This window comes from Agarivorans sp. TSD2052 (assembly GCF_023238625.1).
In the GTDB taxonomy this organism is placed as follows: domain Bacteria; phylum Pseudomonadota; class Gammaproteobacteria; order Enterobacterales; family Celerinatantimonadaceae; genus Agarivorans.
Window position 1 is genome coordinate 978290 of sequence record NZ_CP096670.1, and the last position, 17737, is coordinate 996026.

General features: G+C 44.3%; 10 protein-coding genes. 4 read left to right on the top strand and 6 right to left on the bottom strand.

From position 1 onward, the window contains the following. Nucleotides 1-4 precede the first annotated feature (4 nt). From M0C34_RS04465 to M0C34_RS04490, 6 genes are all read right to left on the bottom strand, one after another. The gene (locus M0C34_RS04465) at nt 5-3439 is read right to left on the bottom strand and encodes a hypothetical protein (RefSeq protein WP_248714454.1); all 3435 of its coding nucleotides are present in this window, start codon (nt 3437-3439) and stop codon (nt 5-7) included. Nucleotides 3440-3510: 71 nt separating this feature from the next. After that, nucleotides 3511-4494 carry an ABC transporter ATP-binding protein gene (locus M0C34_RS04470; protein WP_248714455.1) on the bottom strand — a complete coding sequence of 328 codons (984 nt, stop codon included), beginning with the start codon at nt 4492-4494 and terminating at the stop codon, nt 3511-3513. Nucleotides 4495-4496: 2 nt separating this feature from the next. Next, complete coding sequence (locus M0C34_RS04475) at nt 4497-5459, bottom strand: ABC transporter ATP-binding protein (protein ID WP_248714456.1); 963 nt, start codon at nt 5457-5459, stop codon at nt 4497-4499. Next, nucleotides 5456-6394 carry an ABC transporter permease gene (locus tag M0C34_RS04480; protein WP_248714457.1) on the bottom strand — a complete coding sequence of 313 codons (939 nt, stop codon included), beginning with the start codon at nt 6392-6394 and terminating at the stop codon, nt 5456-5458. Before M0C34_RS04480 ends, M0C34_RS04475 begins: the two co-directional genes overlap by 4 nt. 7 nt (nt 6395-6401) lie before the next feature. Continuing rightward, a complete protein-coding gene (locus M0C34_RS04485) occupies nt 6402-7376 on the bottom strand; it encodes an ABC transporter permease (protein ID WP_248714458.1) in 975 nt (324 codons plus the stop codon). 48 nt (nt 7377-7424) lie between these two features. Beyond that, entirely contained in the window at nt 7425-9062 is a 1638-nt protein-coding gene (locus M0C34_RS04490) for an ABC transporter substrate-binding protein (RefSeq protein WP_248714459.1), read from the bottom strand. A 572-nt stretch (nt 9063-9634) separates the two neighbouring features. On the opposite strand from M0C34_RS04490, the gene M0C34_RS04495 reads away from it, so the two are divergent. The 4 genes from M0C34_RS04495 to M0C34_RS04510 all read left to right on the top strand — a co-directional run bounded on the left by M0C34_RS04495 (nt 9635) and on the right by M0C34_RS04510 (nt 17492). Continuing rightward, nucleotides 9635-11959, top strand: a complete 2325-nt coding sequence (locus M0C34_RS04495) for an immunoglobulin-like domain-containing protein (RefSeq protein WP_248714460.1) — start codon at nt 9635-9637, stop codon at nt 11957-11959. Nucleotides 11960-12104: 145 nt separating this feature from the next. Then, the gene (locus M0C34_RS04500) at nt 12105-14012 is read left to right on the top strand and encodes a glycoside hydrolase family 17 protein (RefSeq protein WP_248714461.1); all 1908 of its coding nucleotides are present in this window, start codon (nt 12105-12107) and stop codon (nt 14010-14012) included. A gap of 150 nt (nt 14013-14162) precedes the next feature. Then, nucleotides 14163-15533 carry a family 16 glycosylhydrolase gene (locus M0C34_RS04505; RefSeq protein WP_248714462.1) on the top strand — a complete coding sequence of 457 codons (1371 nt, stop codon included), beginning with the start codon at nt 14163-14165 and terminating at the stop codon, nt 15531-15533. 279 nt (nt 15534-15812) lie between these two features. Next, nucleotides 15813-17492, top strand: a complete 1680-nt coding sequence (locus tag M0C34_RS04510) for a hypothetical protein (protein WP_248714463.1) — start codon at nt 15813-15815, stop codon at nt 17490-17492. Nucleotides 17493-17737: the final 245 nt, after the last annotated feature.

Genomic DNA, 17737 nt, shown 5'->3' on the forward strand with positions numbered 1-17737 from the left:
TGCTTTAATCTAATAGCAGGTTGTTAGGAATTGACACTACAATCTGCTTCAATTTACCGTTACGCTCAAAGATATCACGGCTTAACTCGGCGTTAAGCGCCAGGGTATTCACAGTGATTAGCGCGTTATCGCTCGTGGTTATTTCGATCTTAGCGGTATCATCAGCCTCAAGTTGGTAAATGAATGGGATTTGGCAATAAGTAAATGCCAAACTGCCCGCGGCCAACTCAATCGACTGAGTCTCGCCGTCAAGACCGATAAACTGATAGCTGTCGGCTTCGCTTAAGAACTCTCTATTGCGCAGAAGTGAGGGCTGAATCGATATTTCACCCTTATCAACCAATAAACCTAACTCACCAAAGCGGGTAAGAATCTCTTCTTTCACTTGGCCGGTCATGCCTGGTTGCTGAGCACCAGCTTGCTTAGGCGTATGCGAGTATGGGTCGGTTGGGAAGGCACCATAAACTTGTGGTGTTTTGTTGAAACCAATTCCTTCACGTACGCGGTAGTAGTATTCCGCTAATTGCTGGGTAGCCGCAGAGTTTGGATCAATCTCTCTGGCACTAAAGTAGTTTTCTTGAACGGCCAGCAACAGTTTCGACACCATGTGCCAATAGATGGAGCCTAAACCTTCATAACCAAACATGGTACCCGAACGACCAGTAAATGCTTGGTGATTAAATACTTCTTCATAGCAGGCTAACACATCATCCCAGCAGGCTTTATCAACACCTTTGTATTCTTGTTTTATCGATGCCAAGACCTCAGAAAGCGGACCCGCGTTGTCGAAGTTTTGATTGAAGTGATATAGGCCATCTATATCCATTTCTATTACTCGACGGTCGCCCTTAGCTACCATAGCATTGAGCAAGGCATTGCCTTCTACACGGGTTTTGCTGATAGAGTTTTTATCCGCAAATTTAGACAAATCTCTGTCAGGGTAAAGCATGAAGGTATTTTGATCTGCCCGGAACATTTCACTGGCATAGAGTTTTTCTAGTAGCTGTACTGCTTCTTCAGGGTTTAATACACCCGCTGATAACACCGCGACTTGGCCTTCAAGCATTGGGTAGAGTAAATCTACATCTACAGTGCTTTCTGAATAGTTAATAATGTTATAAGCATTATATAAACCGTCTTTACGTAGGTTGGTTGCAATGCTTTGATCGATGACAGTTAAGCTTGCTGTAAGCATCTGTTGGAGCTCTACAGCGTCGATACTTACTTTGCCGGCAAACCCATTAGCGTATACTTTGGCGCGATATGTAGCAGCCGCTTGGGTAAGTTGTCTCAGTACTTTATTGCGGCTTTGGCTATCTACTACGCCAGACTTAGCTAACTGACTGGCTTCGGTCAGAATTGAAGAGGTCGCTTTTAACCATTCTGCCACTTCCAACGATAAATCTAGTTGGCCTTGTTGATCGGTAAATAGTTGTTGCATGAAACTAACGTAACGACGCATGTAATACAGCGTCACCATTGACAGGCCGGTACCCACAATGGCGTTGTTCGCATCGTTCCATTCAGGTCTTTGGGTATTCAACCAGATACCACCATCTAAGACTAAGTTGCCCAGTTTAGCGAGTAGTGGTACTAACAGCTTTTCGCTTAGATTAACTAAATAGACTTCTTGGTCTTTATCTAATACTAAGCGCGCATCACTGCCGATGAGGCTTTCTCTAGCTTCAATAATGCTTTGTTTATTATCGTTAAATACGACGGTATTTTTGGCGTCAGCAAATAGCTTGTCAGCGCCTTCAATCTCATAAGGTACGTTGGCATAACTAAAGATGCTGCTGCTTAATAGCTCATTAAGTTCAGTGGGTTGATATTTTTTAGATAACTCTAAAAATTTCAGTAGGTAGATGATCTGGTGATCACCCCAGTAACCAATGTTGCTCCAGATATCGTCATCTTCAAGTAGTTCCCAATCAACCCCCGCTTTGGTGATACGGTAAGGGTTGTAACCATCAATCGTTGAGGCATTAACAAACTTAGAGATAAACGACTTAATGAAACTCGGGTAGCTCAGACCTAGCGCTTCCCAGTTTTGGAAAATGTCGCGCCAGTTGCCTTGGTAAGACAGCAAGCGGTCACCATTTTCGTCTTTTAATTTGATTTCAAAGTGGTTCCATGGACGGCTTGGGTCACCATGGCGACGGCCAAAGGTTAGTGGCAAATATTCATGGCAAAGGCGCAACAGCTGAGGGTCGTTTTGTTTGGCGGCCAACATCAACAATTGGTCATAGTTAATCTGCTCAGGCAATCGCTCTAAAAACGCCTCTTGTTGCAGCGCAACTTGGGTATTGGCACCTTTTAATGTTCGGATAAAGTCACTGGTATCTACCCAGTACTGGTCAACCACAACACCACCACGCATGTTATTAAATAACACATTGGCATAATGGTGAACCGACGTCTCATCTTCAGCCGTTTTTTGGTAGGCGTCGCTACCAGCCATTAATTTAATCAACTCTTGGTGATTATCTTCCACTGATTGCTCAAGCTCAGCGGTAAGCTGTTGTGGCTTAGCTATCAGCTGTTTCAATTGGGCTAAATCACTGTGTGACTGATCAATATCGGCAACAATTGTCCAGTTTTCTTGCTGACCTGGCTCCAGTTGACAGATTTTGTGAACAAAATAAGCGCCACGTAAACCGCGAGTCAGCTCTTCGTTTTCAATCGCTTGGCCCTTACGGAAGGCATTAACTTGTTTACTAGAAAGTAAAATTGATTGGTCGTGTTCACTGATAGAGAAAACGCTGGTGGCTAACAGTGACTCAGCAGGCTCAGCGCGGTCGCTAAGTTTAGCGTATAAGCTAAATGTCGCTAAACTAGAGTCAGCTGGGCGCTCATTCCATTTATAGGCGTCAAGTAGGGCACTGCTGCCTTGCATAATCGCAAACGGAGTATTGGCAGGTAGCAGGTTTTGCAAACCGTCGATTAATTCAATGTTACGTGTATTGGCTGTGGTATTGCTGATGGTTGCGCTGCGGATAAAACCAAATTTATCACTGGTGCTCCACTGATATTTAAAACTTAGGCCTAAATCAAAGTTTAGCTCTTCAAAGATGATTTTATCGCCAGCCACATTTTTGTAGATGTTGCGGCGTAATTGGTAAAGGCTATTATGCTGTTGGTTAAACGGTTCCCAGAATTGACAGCCGTTATCGTCGGTGATTTTAACAATGGTTTTGCTGCCCGTATTTTCAGCGCTTTCGTGAATATAATCTACCGACTTATAGGGAAACAAAGCGTTTTCGGGGCGGATCCTGCCTGCCGACAAACAACCTGTAGAAGAGATAAATAGCCAGTGGTCACTGGCTGATACCACACTGATAAAAAATGGATTCATCTGATCAACATTTTTTATTTGATAGTATTTATCTCCATCAATAGAAACAAACGTCCCTGTTACTTCTTTTGTTTGTGTGTCCATGTTCTCTACAATCATAATTTTTAAACCTATGTAAGCGCTTACTTGTAAGCTGCTAAAAAAACTTATCTACGTTAAATGTTAAAACAACGAATGAAATGGTCGTCAGCAAGTTGTGTGACTTCTGGGAAGCTAGTGCTGCATCGCTCTTGCGCTTGAGGGCAACGAGCGGCAAACGGACAACCTACTGAAGTGGGGTGCCACATAGGGATGTCTCCTTTTTTAGCTCCAAGTTCACGACGACCGCTTTTAGTCGCTTCAGGCACAGCTGAAAGTAACAGTTTGGTATAAGGGTGTTGCGGAGTTTGCGTTACCTTATCACTGTTGCCCCATTCCACCATGTGGCCTACATACATCACAGCAGTTTTTTCCGCAAAGTAGCGCGCTGTCGCAATATCATGAGTGATGTACATGAAAGAAATGCCATGTTTGTCTTTTAAATCGGCCATCAGGTTCAAAATACCTAAACGGACCGATACATCTAGCATAGAGATTGGCTCATCAGCCAAAATTACCTCAGGGTCTACCGCTAATGCTCTGGCGATGGCGACACGTTGTCGTTGTCCGCCACTTAGCTCATGAGGATATTTAGCCGCAGTTTCTACTACTGGTGAAAGGCCGACCAAATCAAGGAGTTCATGAACTAACTTAGTGACTGTATTTTTATCTGCGCGCTTATGAATCTGCAATGGGCGGGCAATATGATGATAGATAGAGTGCACTGGGTTAAGTGAGCCAAATGGGTCTTGGAAGATCATTTGCACTTGTCTAGCGTATTCTAGGCTACCGTGTTGTTTTACAAACTCATCTAAAGGTTGTCCTTTAAAGATGATATCGCCGCCATTTTTTTCGTAAATACGCGTAAGCACTCGGGCGCCAGTACTCTTACCTGAGCCTGATTCACCCACAATGGCTAAGGCCTCACCTTTACATAGATCAAATGACACATCATTGACCGCTCTCATCAAGTTATCTTTACTTGAAGAGTGGCCCATAGGGAAATCTTTAATTAAGTTTCTAACCGATAAAACGGCTTCTTTAGGAGTGTTTGAACTCATCTCTATATCTCCAGTATGTGGCAAGCCGCGTGGGTATTATTGGCTTGAGCACGAAGGATCGGCTCATTGGTTTTACAAACGTCTATGCAGCTTTTACAACGCTCTTGGAAATTACAGCCAGTGGGCAATTTGAGTAAGTTAACCGGATCTCCCGGAATGCCATACAAACGCTCTTTAGGGCCATGAATAGTTGGGAACGATGACACTAAACCTTTGGTGTAGGGGTGGGTCGGTTGGGTAAATACAGTTTTCGCATCGCCGAGTTCAATCAGGTTACCTGCGTACATGACGCCAATGCGGTCTGCAATCTCGCCCATAAGGCTTAAATCATGGCTAATAAACAAAATTGAGAATCCAAATTTTTCTTTTAGATCGTACAACTCATTTAAAATTTCTCGCTCTACTACCACGTCTAGAGCGGTGGTTGGCTCATCCATGATAATCAGCTTGGGCTCAAGCGCGAGCGCAATAGCAATCACGACGCGTTGACGCATGCCGCCACTTAATTGGTGAGGGAAGCTTGTCATGCGATCGCCATGAATACCGACAATGCCTAATAGCTCTTTTGCTTTAGCTACCGCTTGTTTCTTGCTCACATCTTTATGAGCAAGAATGACGTCAATTAACTGCTCACCAATGGTAATAACGGGGTTGAGCGAATTCATCGCACTCTGAAATACAATCGAGACATCATTCCAACGAAAAGCACGTAACTCTTTGTCAGACATTTTCAGTACATCACGCCCCTTATAAAGTATTTCACCTTCAGGGATCAGTGCTGGTGCTTTGTGCAAACGAGAAATCGCGAAGGCGAGGGTACTTTTACCACAGCCCGATTCGCCGGCTATCCCTACGGTTTCTCCTGGTGCGATGCTAAGGCTCACATTGTTTACCGCGCGAGCAATACCGTTGGGTGATACGTAATCAACGCTTAAGTTGTTAATTTCTAATAGTGGCTGGCTCATGCTAAACCTCGGCGTTGATCTGCAGCTTTTTGAAGTTTCTTCCACACTTTAAGGTGTGGTCCGGTTTTCAGTTTCGGGTTACTGACTTGGTCAATAGACATGTTAATGAGTGCTAATGCACCGCCAGTGATAGCCAATGCGATTGCTGGGACTAACATTTCCCACCATGCTCCGGTATAGAGTGATGAAGATACTTGCGCCCAATACAGCATTGAACCCCAACTCACTTCGGTAGCGTCACCTAAGCCTAGAATGCCTAATCCTGCTTCAGAACCCATGGCGTAAATAACCGTACCTAAGAAGCCACCAAATACAATCGATACCAGGTTTGGCAAAATCTCTACTAAGATAATGCGTATTTTTGATTCGCCCATGACTTCAGCAGAAATGATGAATTCTTTATTACGTATTGCTAAGGTTTGTGCGCGAATTACCCTGGCGCCCCATGGCCAGGATGTTACCCCTAACAGCACAGTAATCACCAATGACCCCACTTGCCCCAGAAAAGCCGCTAACACAATCAACAAGGGAAGCTGCGGAAAAACCAAAAACACGTTAGTGACGAAGTTTAACCATTCATCTACCTTGCCACCTAAGTAACCAGAGCTTACGCCCACGGCCACCGCAATAGTCATGGCAATGATGCCAGCGGTAATGGCTACAGTGAGTGATTTTCTTGCGCCATACAGTACTTGGCTAAATACATCTCGGCCGTTACGGGTGGTACCCATAATGTGTTCTGCGTTGGGTGCAACATGTGGTCGAGAAACACGTTTTTGTGGATCATGCGATGCAATCACCGGCGCAAATAGTGCACCAATTAAAATAATACTAACCAGTAAGCCGCCGATAATTGCCGGTGGGTTACCATGAAAAAATGCGCGAGCTTTAACAAAAAACTGTTTAAACTTGGCTGAAGTAGTTAAGTGTTCCATAGTGAGCCTACTTAGAAATTCGTGGATCTAGCCAAACATATAAGAGGTCGGCGATGAAATTAGCGGTTAGCACCGCGGTAACCAAGATGAGCAAAATAGCTTGAATAAGCGGGTAGTCACGAGCAACGATGCCTTTTAGCAAAATGTTACCTAAACCTTGGTAGTTAAATACCACTTCAGTCATGATTGAACCTGCAAACGAAAAGCCAATGGCCATCGCAATCGCGGTTGCTACGGGTAAAATTGCATTACGACCGGCGTAACGGTACATAACCCTAAAGCTACTTAAGCCTTTGGCCTCTCCCATGGTGACGTAGTCTTCTCCTAAGATATTAATCATCGCATTACGCATGTTGAATACCCAAGTGGCGATGCCTACAACGACCATAGAACCCATCGGCAAAATGGCATGTTTGAGTACACTACCGATAAACTCTAAGCTAAAAGCTGGGTCTAAGGTTGGGTCGTAGGTATATGCAAGCGGTAACAGCTCCATTTTCAAGCCAAAAAAGTAGAACAGTAATAGTGCAGTAACGATATAAGGGAAGTTACTGATAAAGGCTAACACTGGTGGAAAAATCTGGCCAAATAGGCCTTCTCGTCGATAAGAGGCATAAGTACCAATTGAGACACCAATGATCAGTGCAACGATTAGTGAGCCTAGCGCTAAGAACATTGTCCAAGGCAGAGCCATGGCAATGACTTCTGTCACGCTTACCGGGAACATCAATACAGACGGACCCAAGTCTAAGGTGAAAACACTTTTCAGATAGGCAAGGTATTGTTCAAATACAGAGCCATCCATGAAACCGTACATTTCCCGAACCGCGTCCATTTGGGCGGGGTCCATTCTTCCTTGAGCTGCAGCAAATAGTGCGTCAACTGGATCTCCTGGCATTAACCTCGGCAATAAGAAGTTAAAGGAGATAGCGATGAGAAAAGCGGTAAAATAAAAGCCCAGTCGGCGTAATAAAAAACTCATAATTTCTTCCAAAGATTAAAGAGCCACAAAGTGGCTCTTTACGGTTTGTTACTTAAGGTGAAGGTTATTTAGCACCAATATACGTTTACCACCGTCATACCATACGGGTTGTACATAAGGGTTTTCGGCATTTGGCCAACCAACAATTTTAGAACTGTTGTATTGGAACCAAGTTGGGTTAGAAAACAGTGGGATAAACGGAAGATTTTCCGCAGTAAACACCTGTAACTCTTTGATTATTTTGGCTTGTGCTACAGCATCGTTAGTATCACCGAAGCTGTCAATTAAGGCATCAATTTCAGGCGTGTGGATACCATGCCCTGCGTGCCATGTTTTACCAATTCGCGAGGTTGAGAAGTATTCTTGGTAAGCCAGAATAGGGTGAGTAGCAACCAAAGACCAGTTGATAGACATTTTGTAAGTTGCATCTTTTAGCGCTGAATCATAAACGGCCCAATCAACCGTTTTAACGTTAGCTTTAATGCCCACTTCTTCGTAATACTCTGTCACCATTTGAACGACTTGAATCCAATCGGTCCAACCATTTACTACTTCAATGTCAAACTCAATGCGTTTGCCGTCTTTCATCTGACGGAAACCATCACCATTGGTATCTTTATAACCAGCGGCATCGAGTAACTGATTCGCTTTTTCTGGGTTGTATTGAGTAATATCTTGGTATTTGGCAGTCACTTCACTATCAATAAATGGGCCGTATAACTCACCGATACCCCCTACATTAAAGTTGGCAGTAGGGTAGCCATAGGCTGCAATATCAACAATCTCGGCACGATCTAATGCCATTGATAACGCTTTACGCACGTCTAAGTGACTAAATGGTTCTTCTTTAGTGTTTACGTAAAGGTGAATGGCGTCATTAGCTGGGTACCAGTAATGATGATCTTCTGGGTTTGCGGCAACAAAGGTATTGTCGATATCAGCGATGAAGTTAGAGCCCCAATCAATTTCACCTTTCATCAATGCCGGTTGGATCTGAGAGTTATCGTTGTAAGAACGGTAAGTAATGCAATCTAGATGCGGTAAACCTGCTAGGTAGTAATTAGGGTTACGACATAATTCAATTTGCTGAGTTTTTACGTACTTCACCGTGGTCATTGGGCCACTACCGATAGGGTTCGGGTTAGTAAAGGTGGTGAGATCTTTAGCTTTGCTCCAAATCGCTTCTGGAACAATGTGGTATTTCTCTAAGTTCCAAATAAAGGTTGAGTCAGCTTCGTTTAGATTGAATACCACGGTAGTGTCGTCTTTTACCTCAACACTGGTTAAATTGCCATCTGTCCAAATACCACGTTGATCAAAAGCACTGGTTTCTTTTGTCATGGTGAAGCTGTAAGCCACATCTTTAGCTGTTAGTGGGCTACCATCTGACCAAGTAAGGCCTTCACGCAAAGTAAGTACAATTGATTTCAAATCATCTGAGTATTCCGCAGATTTAGCTAAACGCCATTCGGTTTTTCCGGTCATGTTGTTAAAGATCATAAGCGGTTCGAACATAACACCGTGGAATAAATCTTTTGAGGTGTATGGGTTAAAGTTCTCTACAAAACCAGTACCAATAATTGGCACGGTTAAGGTTCCACCTTGCTTGATGTCTTCAGCCAACACACTTCCCGATGACAGCAGCAAGCCGCATACGATAGAAGATAAAACTGTTTTACTCTGCATTAGATAATCCTTATTTATTGGTGCTTGAGGTTCGCACCCTATAGTTAGATTCCAAAATCGCTTACACAACTTAAGGTAAAACCCGAAAGAAAGCGCTTTCTTTTCTAACGGTAATGGAAGCAGTAACGCTGAGCAATTGAAGTCAGCGTGAATTTCTACCTTCGTCACATTTATGTTTGGTTTTTTTGGCTTATTTGGTTTTATTTACCGTTGTAAGGGGTTTTCGCTTACTTTTTTTAATATCTCAGTTCTTATATTTTGTTAGTGGTTACCGCTTGAAAGGCTTTTCTTGGTCACTTGTTTAGAAAACGCTTACTTTCGTGACAGCGCTCTATTTTTTGTATCTGCCTCGGCTATTTGTCTGTACAGGCCCCGAAATTTGTTGTTAATTTGTTATTGTGCTGGACGATGGGCGTCTGTTTACAAGACTAGGTGAAACAAAAAATGGCTAATGGAAAAGTCATTTTTTTAGCTAAATAAAGTAAGCGCTTTCTTTTTGAGGGCTCGCCCCAAATAACAGTTTTTTAGTTAATACAAGACGTTAATAACTATAAGGGACACATGGAATGAGAGTGAAAAATAACAAATTTAAAGTAGCCAATGCGGTGTTAGTTGCTGCACTTGCTTTGGCGTTATCAGGTTGTGGCGATGATGTCGAAGTCGAAGGGCCTATAATTCCACCACCCGTTTTGCCACCTGCTGATGGCGGTACTGATGGGGCTGCTCTAGGCATCTTTGATAACGCCGCAAGTGAAGGTTGGGCTGTTTACAATAGCTCTGACGCAGGTTTAGCTGCTATCGTTACAGATGGTGATTATGGTGATGTAGTGCAATTTACCATTGCCGACAACGGTGAAACTGTAGCCGGCATGACAGCCAGAACAACAGCCGATGGCCATAACGCAATTGACGGTAGCCCCTACGATGCTAGTGCTATAGTTGATACGGGTACGTTTGAGTTTGACCTTAAAATTGTTAGTACTACTACCACGGAAAGCGCCGCGCGCGCTGAAATGGTTCCATGGTCAATTAAATTTGAAGACGCTAACGGTAACTTTGCTGAAGTCCCTTTTAAAATTCTTCCTTCTACCGATTGGCAGCATTTCCGCTTTACCCTAGCTGAAATCGCAGCAACTTTGCCGCCTGAATGGTCTGATACTGATCAAGTTGACTTAAGCCTTATAGATTTGATGCTGATGTACCCTAACTGGCAAACCGCGGGTGGATTAGTTTATGTCGTCGACAACGTGGCCATTTACGCAAATGCCGAACCGGTGGTAGACACTGAAGCTCCAGTTATCACTTTGTTGGGCGATGCGACTATTAACCTCACCAACGGAACAGCTTTTGTTGACCCTGGTTACAATGTTAGTGACAACGTTGATGCTGATATTACGGTTACTGTTGGCGGAGATACTGTCGACACTGGTGCAGATGGCGCTTATGTCATTACTTATAACGCTACTGATGCTGCCGGTAATGAAGCTGTTGAAGTCACTCGTACAATCAACGTGAGTTCAGTCGATGAAATTGCACCGGTTATTACTCTAAATGGTGGCTCTACAATTAGCTTTGTTATTGGCAGTACCTATGTTGACCCTGGTGCGACCGCTGCTGATAACGTGGACGGTGATGTTACCGCTGATATTATTGTTGATGATAGTACGGTTGATACTTCTACATTAGGCAGCTACCAAGTTACTTACAATGTTGTTGACGCGGCTGGTAATGATGCTGCCGAAGTAACCCGTACAGTGAACGTCATTGAAGCTGCTAGCACTATTGTCGTAAATGGTGACTTCGAGAGCGCACTAGGTGCTGAGTGGGAGCTGCAAGAGGGTGAAGGTACCACCACTATTGTTGACGGTGAGTTGGTCGTTGAAGGGATTTCACCCGGCGCTGCATATCAACCTCGACTAGTGCAGGGTGATATTGTGGTAACACCTGATGTGACTTATGCGATTCGCTTTGATGCGATGGTGGCTGAAGATCGAAGCATTAATATTCAACTTGGTGAGCTACTGTCTGGCGCTCCTTGGTTTAACCCATTCATGAATGATCAAGCAGTAGCCTTAACAACGAGTATGGAATCATACGAAGTATTGTTTACTGCTAGCGCAAATGCCGCTAACTCCGGCGATCTTATTTTCGCCTTGGGTGCAGGCGTATCCACAACCTTTACGCTAGATAATGTTTCTATTTCCGAGATTACGGCTGCAGAAATTGCTCCAGTGATCACTTTATTAGGTGACAGCGCTGTGAGCCTAACTGTTGGTGATAGCTACACCGATGCCGGTGTAACAGCTAACGACAATTTGGATGGTGACTTAAGCGCAAGCGTTGTAACGGTGAATCCTGTTGATACTAGTATAGTTGGCGTATACACCATTACTTATAACCTTAGCGATAGCGATGGCAACGATGCCAAACAAGTGACCCGTACGGTAACTGTTGAAGAAGAGTCCACGGGAGGTACCAATTGGGTATTAAACGGAGATTTTGCAACGATGGCTGCTTGGGATGGTGCGTTTGCGCTAGTTGATGGTGCTGCCAATATTACCATTAATGGCGGTGAATCACGCATCAAACAAACCGCAATCGGGGCAGGGGTTGTTACTGGTGGTCAGCAATTAACCTTAAGTTTTGATGTTAAGGGTACCTCTGCTGATGGTGCCATCTTCAATGGTATTATTCACACCATTGGTAACGGAGTGACCGCTACCGATATCGTAGAAAGTTTCGTACCTACAGCCACTTGGCAAACCATTACCCATGACTTTACCGCAGGCGGCGTTGCCACCGGAGGTATTGATTTAACCTTGGGTCCAGTATGTGGTGCCGTCGCTGGTTGTCAGATGGATGTTTACATCGATAACGTAACCATTGGTCCTAAATAACGCAATAAAACAATAGCCATTGGTCTCTTGAATGTTTTCAAGAGACCATTTTTGGGTAGTTCAATTCAATAAATTTTTAATAAAGCCTTACCAATAAGGTTTAACAATCGGTTAGCAAAACAGAGCTAGTAGCAAGGAAGTAACAATGAAAATATGTAGTTTAAAGTCAATCATGTTGGCAAGTATGTCACTAATGATGGTTGCCTGTGCCGACGACCCCTTAACCGAGGGGGGGGATCCGGGAGGCCCAACGCCACCACCCATTTCTGATTTGGCTCCGCAGCCGACTCCAGACACTTACCCTATGGCCAAAAATGGCGATGCGATTCTAGGCAATCCTGACTACTTGGCCATTTCTTATGGCGCATGGCGCACAACGACGAGAGAGTCTGGTGCCAATGTTCCTACTGTAGATCAGCAAAAAGAAGACATGCTGATCTTAAACGCCATGGGTATCAAGGTGATTCGCACCTACAATACTCAGGGCTTTATCGGCTTAGATGGTAAAAGTAATACTGAAAATCTATTAGAGGCGATTCAGCAGCTAATGGACGAAGACGAAAACTTTGAAATGTATGTGATGTTAGGTGTATGGATTGATGCGCTTGATGCTCGAACTGAAGATGTCGATCATACTCAGGGCAGCCCTGCTAACGACGATGAAATCGCCATGGCTAAACAGTTGGCGCTAGCCTATCCTGACATTGTAAAAGTGATTGCCGTTGGTAACGAAGCAATGGTTAACTGGGCTACAGAATATTATGTTGTGCCTGGTGTCATCCTTGCTCATGTTAATGACCTACAGTCTTGGAAATTAGAGGACGATTCTACAGCGGGTATCTGGATTACTAGTTCAGACAACCATGCGGTGTGGGGCGGCTCTGATGCCAATGGTAATGTTGGTGAGCAAGCGGATCTAAAAGCGTTAATCAACGCGGTAGATTACATTTCACTGCACACTTACGCTCACCACGATACCTTGTATGACCCCACTTTTGCAGCTGCATGGAAAGTGCCTGAAGATGAACAAGAGTTAAGCACTGTTGAGCAAATTGATGCCGCAATGGTTAGAGCTTACGATCACACTCTTTCGCAATTCCAAGCGTCTCAAGCTTTTGTTAATACAGTAGATGCGACTAAACCTATTCACCTAGGTGAAACGGGTTGGTCAACGATTTCAACTGAAAACTTCGGTGAATTCGGTACGCGTGCGGCTGATGAATACAAGCAAAAATCTTTTTATGATGCAATGCGTAGCTTTACAAACGAGTTTGGTGCTTCATTGTTCTTCTTCCAAGCTTTTGATGAGCCTTGGAAAGGTGATCCAAATAACGCTTCTCACTCAGAAAAACATTTTGGTTTAGTTGATATCGATGGCAACGTTAAATACCTAGCGTGGGACAAGGTAGAGACACTAAATGACCTAGGGTTAACCCGTGGTGATGTTTCAGCATTTACCCAAAGTTTCGACGGTGATACCGCTTCGCTAATGGAAACAGTATTTGCACCAAACTATGCGCCGGTTGTCGCACCGCCAGAAGAAGGTGAGTTTGTTGTGTTAGGTAGCGCATTATATGAAGGTGCTGCTGCTTACGGCTGGGATAACCCAATTACCGCATGGGCCGGTGTTGATGATGCTACCGCAGTTTTAACCGTGGTTGCAGACCCTTCTTTAGCTGCAACATGGGGCTGGGGCGCAGGTGTTGGTATTAACGGTCAATCTACTAATTTGTCTAGCTCTACTCAAATGACCTTTGAAATGCGCGGCGTAAATAGTGCAGAGAGTGTTTTGGCTGAATTCTCTTTCTGGGTTGGTTTCCAAACTACCGGTGGTAGCGGTAACCATTGGGTTCGCTTTAACGATGGTGATTACACCCTTACCGAAGAATGGCAGACCTTCACGATTAACTTAAGCGAGTTTGGTGATTTTGCTGGGGCTGATTTAAGTCAAGTGACCTCGCCATTTACCATTGCTGATATTTATGAGCAGTCAGGAGGCAGCGCGCCTACTAAGAGTAATTTTGAAGTACGTAATATCTCTTGGTTAGATTAATCCGCCAAAATAACCTGTAGTGAGTTACAGCTTATTGAACACGAATAATGGCGATGATTGTAACGACTAAATCATCGCCATTTTTTAGTGTGAATCGCAGCCTGTAAGCTTTGACTTTCAGTTGCATTAACAAATGAGGACTGTTTCAACATGTCGATATTTACATCTTTATTCACAGCTGTTGGTCTGCAAGCTCAATATTCTAAGCCTGCAACTCGTAATGAAGATACAGCTAAAACGGCCTATGCGGCTCAGCCACTTAAACACTTTATAGCCGCTGGTATAATTATGGGCTTGTCTAGCTCTGCTTGGGCTGGTTGGGAAGTTCAATGGATCGATAAGTTTGATGGCAATGGTGTGGATTGGGAAAACTGGACCGCACAAACCGAAGCCGACTATAACAATGAAGTACAATGTTATACCGCTGACGATAACTCTAGCGAACGCAATTATGATGTGTCAGATGGTACGTTGAAAATTATTGCCCGCAAAAAGCCCAACTTTTGCTCGGACTTAGGAAAATATAAAGCATGGACTTCTGGGCGGCTCAACTCTAAAGACAAACAAGAGTTTTTATTTGGTCGTATCGAAGCAAGAATTAAGTTTCATAATCTGGAGGCGGGCACTTGGCCGGCATTTTGGATGCTAGAAAATCGCATCGCAGAGCAACCTATTAAAGGTGATGGCGATAATGTGGGTTGGCCACTCCCCGGTGCAGGCGAAATTGATGTTTGGGAATGGTTCTCTAATGAACCTGGCAGTTATATCACCAATTTTTATAACGCTTCCAATTGTGGAGGTGAATTCCGCTACCGTTACCCTAATGGCGCACAAGACGTTCAAGACTGGCACAAGTATGCAGTAGAGTGGACGGCCGAGAAAATTGATTTTTACGTAGATGAAACACTGGTGATTAGTCGTGACGTACGTGCTTGTGCGCAATACAAAGAGCCTATGTTCGCGTTGTTAAACGTTGCAATGGGCGGAAATTTGGGCGGTTTTATCGATCCAGATTTAACGCAAGCCACCATGGAAGTAGATTATATTGCGCATTGCCAACCGAGTGCTAATAGCGACGCGATTTACTGTGATGAGTCGGCGCCGGTTGCTGACGAAAACCCTGGCGGCGTTGCTCCTTCAGTGCAGTTGGCTATTTCCCAATCAGGTGCTATTGGCGACGAGATAGACCCTGACGCTGGAGAGGTCGTAATAACAACTCAGCTTGATGATTCAGAAACGGATAACTATACCTTTGAATGGCAAACTGATGAGTTACCTAGCCCTGTTATTAGCGGACAGCGTGTCAGCTTTGACCCTGCTTCAATGCTAGATGGCAGTTATTCAGTTTCAATTACTGTCACTGACCAAGGTAGCAACTTATCTGGAGAAGCTCAGCTTGATTTTACGGTGAGTTCTGCTGTTGAGCTGCCTGCCGCACCAAGTGATTCTTCGGGTGGGAGTAGTGGGTTATTTGCATTACTCAGTTTATTTGGCTTGTTGTTACTGCGTAAAAAACGCTAACGTTAAAATGCCGCCAGTTTAACAGCCAATATGGCTAATTCATCTCGAGAGTTAGCCATATTGTGTTTTTTTGTGTGTGTCCGCTCCCTCCAATATCAAGAAGCGGGGCTAAGATTGAGCCCCATAACATAGCCATGACCTCGAGGAGTGCGATGCTCCGTTAGTCCGACCTCCATATGAATTGTTCATTGCTGTAGCCAAATATCGACACTAAGGCGTCATCAATCGGATAATTTGCGGTGGCCAGTGGGACGGTGTGTATTATTTAAGGATAATAAGATGAAAGGATGTTTTAAGCGAGCTGGGGCTAAACAGCTTGTTGTCGTTTGCTTGGCCAGCATACTAGTAGCCTGTGGCAGCTCAAGTAATAATGAACTTACCGAGCCACCAGTCACTCAGCCACCCGTTGTTGAACCACCTATCAGCGAACCACCAGTCGTCGAGCCGCCAGAGGTCATCACGGTTCCTTTCGATAATGCGCGGGCTGGTAAGGTGGATGGGGTCAGAATTTGGCAATTACCCGATGCCCCTAGTGGTTCGCGGCCTGATCAGTCTTGGTTAGCCCTTGGTTCTGACTCTGAAGGTGCAATCTATATTTCAGGGCATGACCATCATAGTAACTCTATGCTTTATCGGCTCTTTCAAGCAGACCAAACATTACGCTGGGTGGGAGATGCCCGCAGTGCCTCGGAAGCGGCTAACAATTGGCAGGATGGGGAAACGGCTGAGAAATTTCATACTCGACCTACCGCTCATCAAGGGAGGGTTTATGTGGCAACGTTAGATAAATCGAGCATGGACACAAGCTACTTAAATACCCGAGGGTTTCATTGGTATGGCTATGATAATCAAGACCAGCGGTTTATCGATTTAAGCGCGACTGAAGCCAATGGGGTAGGGGCTGCAACTATGCAAGTGGTCACTATTCAGGTTGATACCGAAAACGACTTACTTTATGGCATGTCTATTCCCGAAAACAGGTTGCTGAAATATGACATTGGAAAAGGTGTCACCACGGTATTAGGCCGACCGCAGCAATGGAATGGCTATTTTTACAGTAATCGTTTTATGTGGCTTGATTCACGTGGTCGGGTATACATCAGCGGTGGATCGGAGAGAAGCCAATGGAATCGCGGAGAAGATCCTGAAATTTTCAACCACGTTTGGTATTACGACCCGCTTAGTGGATTTGGAGAGTTACCCGCTTTTGCATTACAAGGGGCCAATGCCTTAGAGGTTGGTCAGTGGGATCGAACCCATCAGCGGCTATATACCAGTGATGATCAAGGTAATATTTATGTCTTCACTGACGCCACTGCCTCTTGGGCATACCTAGGGCGACCGAGCTTTTCCAATGCAGCTAAAACATGGATATTTCAGTTATCGGCCGATGAGCAGAAAATTTACATTGGGCTCAGTGACATGGGGGCCGAAAACAACGCACTATTTGAATATGAGATTGCCACTGGGGAGTCGACAGTGTTAGTTAATATTGATGAACTTGACGACCAAGCTGCCGCCGAGAATTTTATTGCGGGCTATGACTCTTGGGATAAGCAAGGGAATTTCTATATTGCCGCTTTCTCGATGTATGACGGTGAGAATGTATTGATGTTAGGTATTAACCCCGTTCGTATTAAGGTGGCGAAAGGAATCCTGCCGGAATTACTTGAAGTGAGCGCAGTCGTGGAGGGTGAAAACATTATTGTTAGTCGAAGTGGTGATAACAGCCTCCCCCTCTCGGTTTTGTATGAAGTGAAGGGCTTAGATCTAAATGAAAGCCTTATGTTTAGCGAATTTGGTCAATTCACTTTTCCGGCAACGCAAAGTCGTCAAATGATAAGCCTTGATAGCTTGCAGTTACCTGTAGAAGAGGGGTATACCAGCACCGTATTTGAGCTGGTACCCGACGGCAATAGTTATATAAGCAACCATCAGCAAGTGCTATTAAACCCATAGTATTTAAGGTGTTCATCGCTCAGCCTTACTAGGGCGACAATTTGTTTTATGTCGCCCTCATTACCTTGATTAAGTCGCAAGGGTAAGTCTTAGTGTTTGGGCTGAGTAAATATGACTCAAATAACATCAAGTTAACCGCTTATTTTGTAAGCGCTTACCGCTTGTTTGGTATGTTATTTCAATTCGATGTACCTTATTGCCTGCCACGTTATCGCTCCAACCTTTCAGTTTTTATGCCTACCTTT

What these genes read in the sequence shown, in the direction of transcription:
- M0C34_RS04465 (WP_248714454.1), bottom strand. Translation starts at nt 3,439, where the DNA reads ATGGACACACAAACAAAAGAAGTAACAGGGACGTTTGTTTCTATTGAT.
- M0C34_RS04470 (WP_248714455.1), bottom strand. Translation starts at nt 4,494, where the DNA reads ATGAGTTCAAACACTCCTAAAGAAGCCGTTTTATCGGTTAGAAACTTA.
- M0C34_RS04475 (WP_248714456.1), bottom strand. Translation starts at nt 5,459, where the DNA reads ATGAGCCAGCCACTATTAGAAATTAACAACTTAAGCGTTGATTACGTA.
- M0C34_RS04480 (WP_248714457.1), bottom strand. Translation starts at nt 6,394, where the DNA reads ATGGAACACTTAACTACTTCAGCCAAGTTTAAACAGTTTTTTGTTAAA.
- M0C34_RS04485 (WP_248714458.1), bottom strand. Translation starts at nt 7,376, where the DNA reads ATGAGTTTTTTATTACGCCGACTGGGCTTTTATTTTACCGCTTTTCTC.
- M0C34_RS04490 (WP_248714459.1), bottom strand. Translation starts at nt 9,062, where the DNA reads ATGCAGAGTAAAACAGTTTTATCTTCTATCGTATGCGGCTTGCTGCTG.
- M0C34_RS04500 (WP_248714461.1), top strand. Translation starts at nt 12,105, where the DNA reads ATGAAAATATGTAGTTTAAAGTCAATCATGTTGGCAAGTATGTCACTA.
- M0C34_RS04505 (WP_248714462.1), top strand. Translation starts at nt 14,163, where the DNA reads ATGTCGATATTTACATCTTTATTCACAGCTGTTGGTCTGCAAGCTCAA.
- M0C34_RS04510 (WP_248714463.1), top strand. Translation starts at nt 15,813, where the DNA reads ATGAAAGGATGTTTTAAGCGAGCTGGGGCTAAACAGCTTGTTGTCGTT.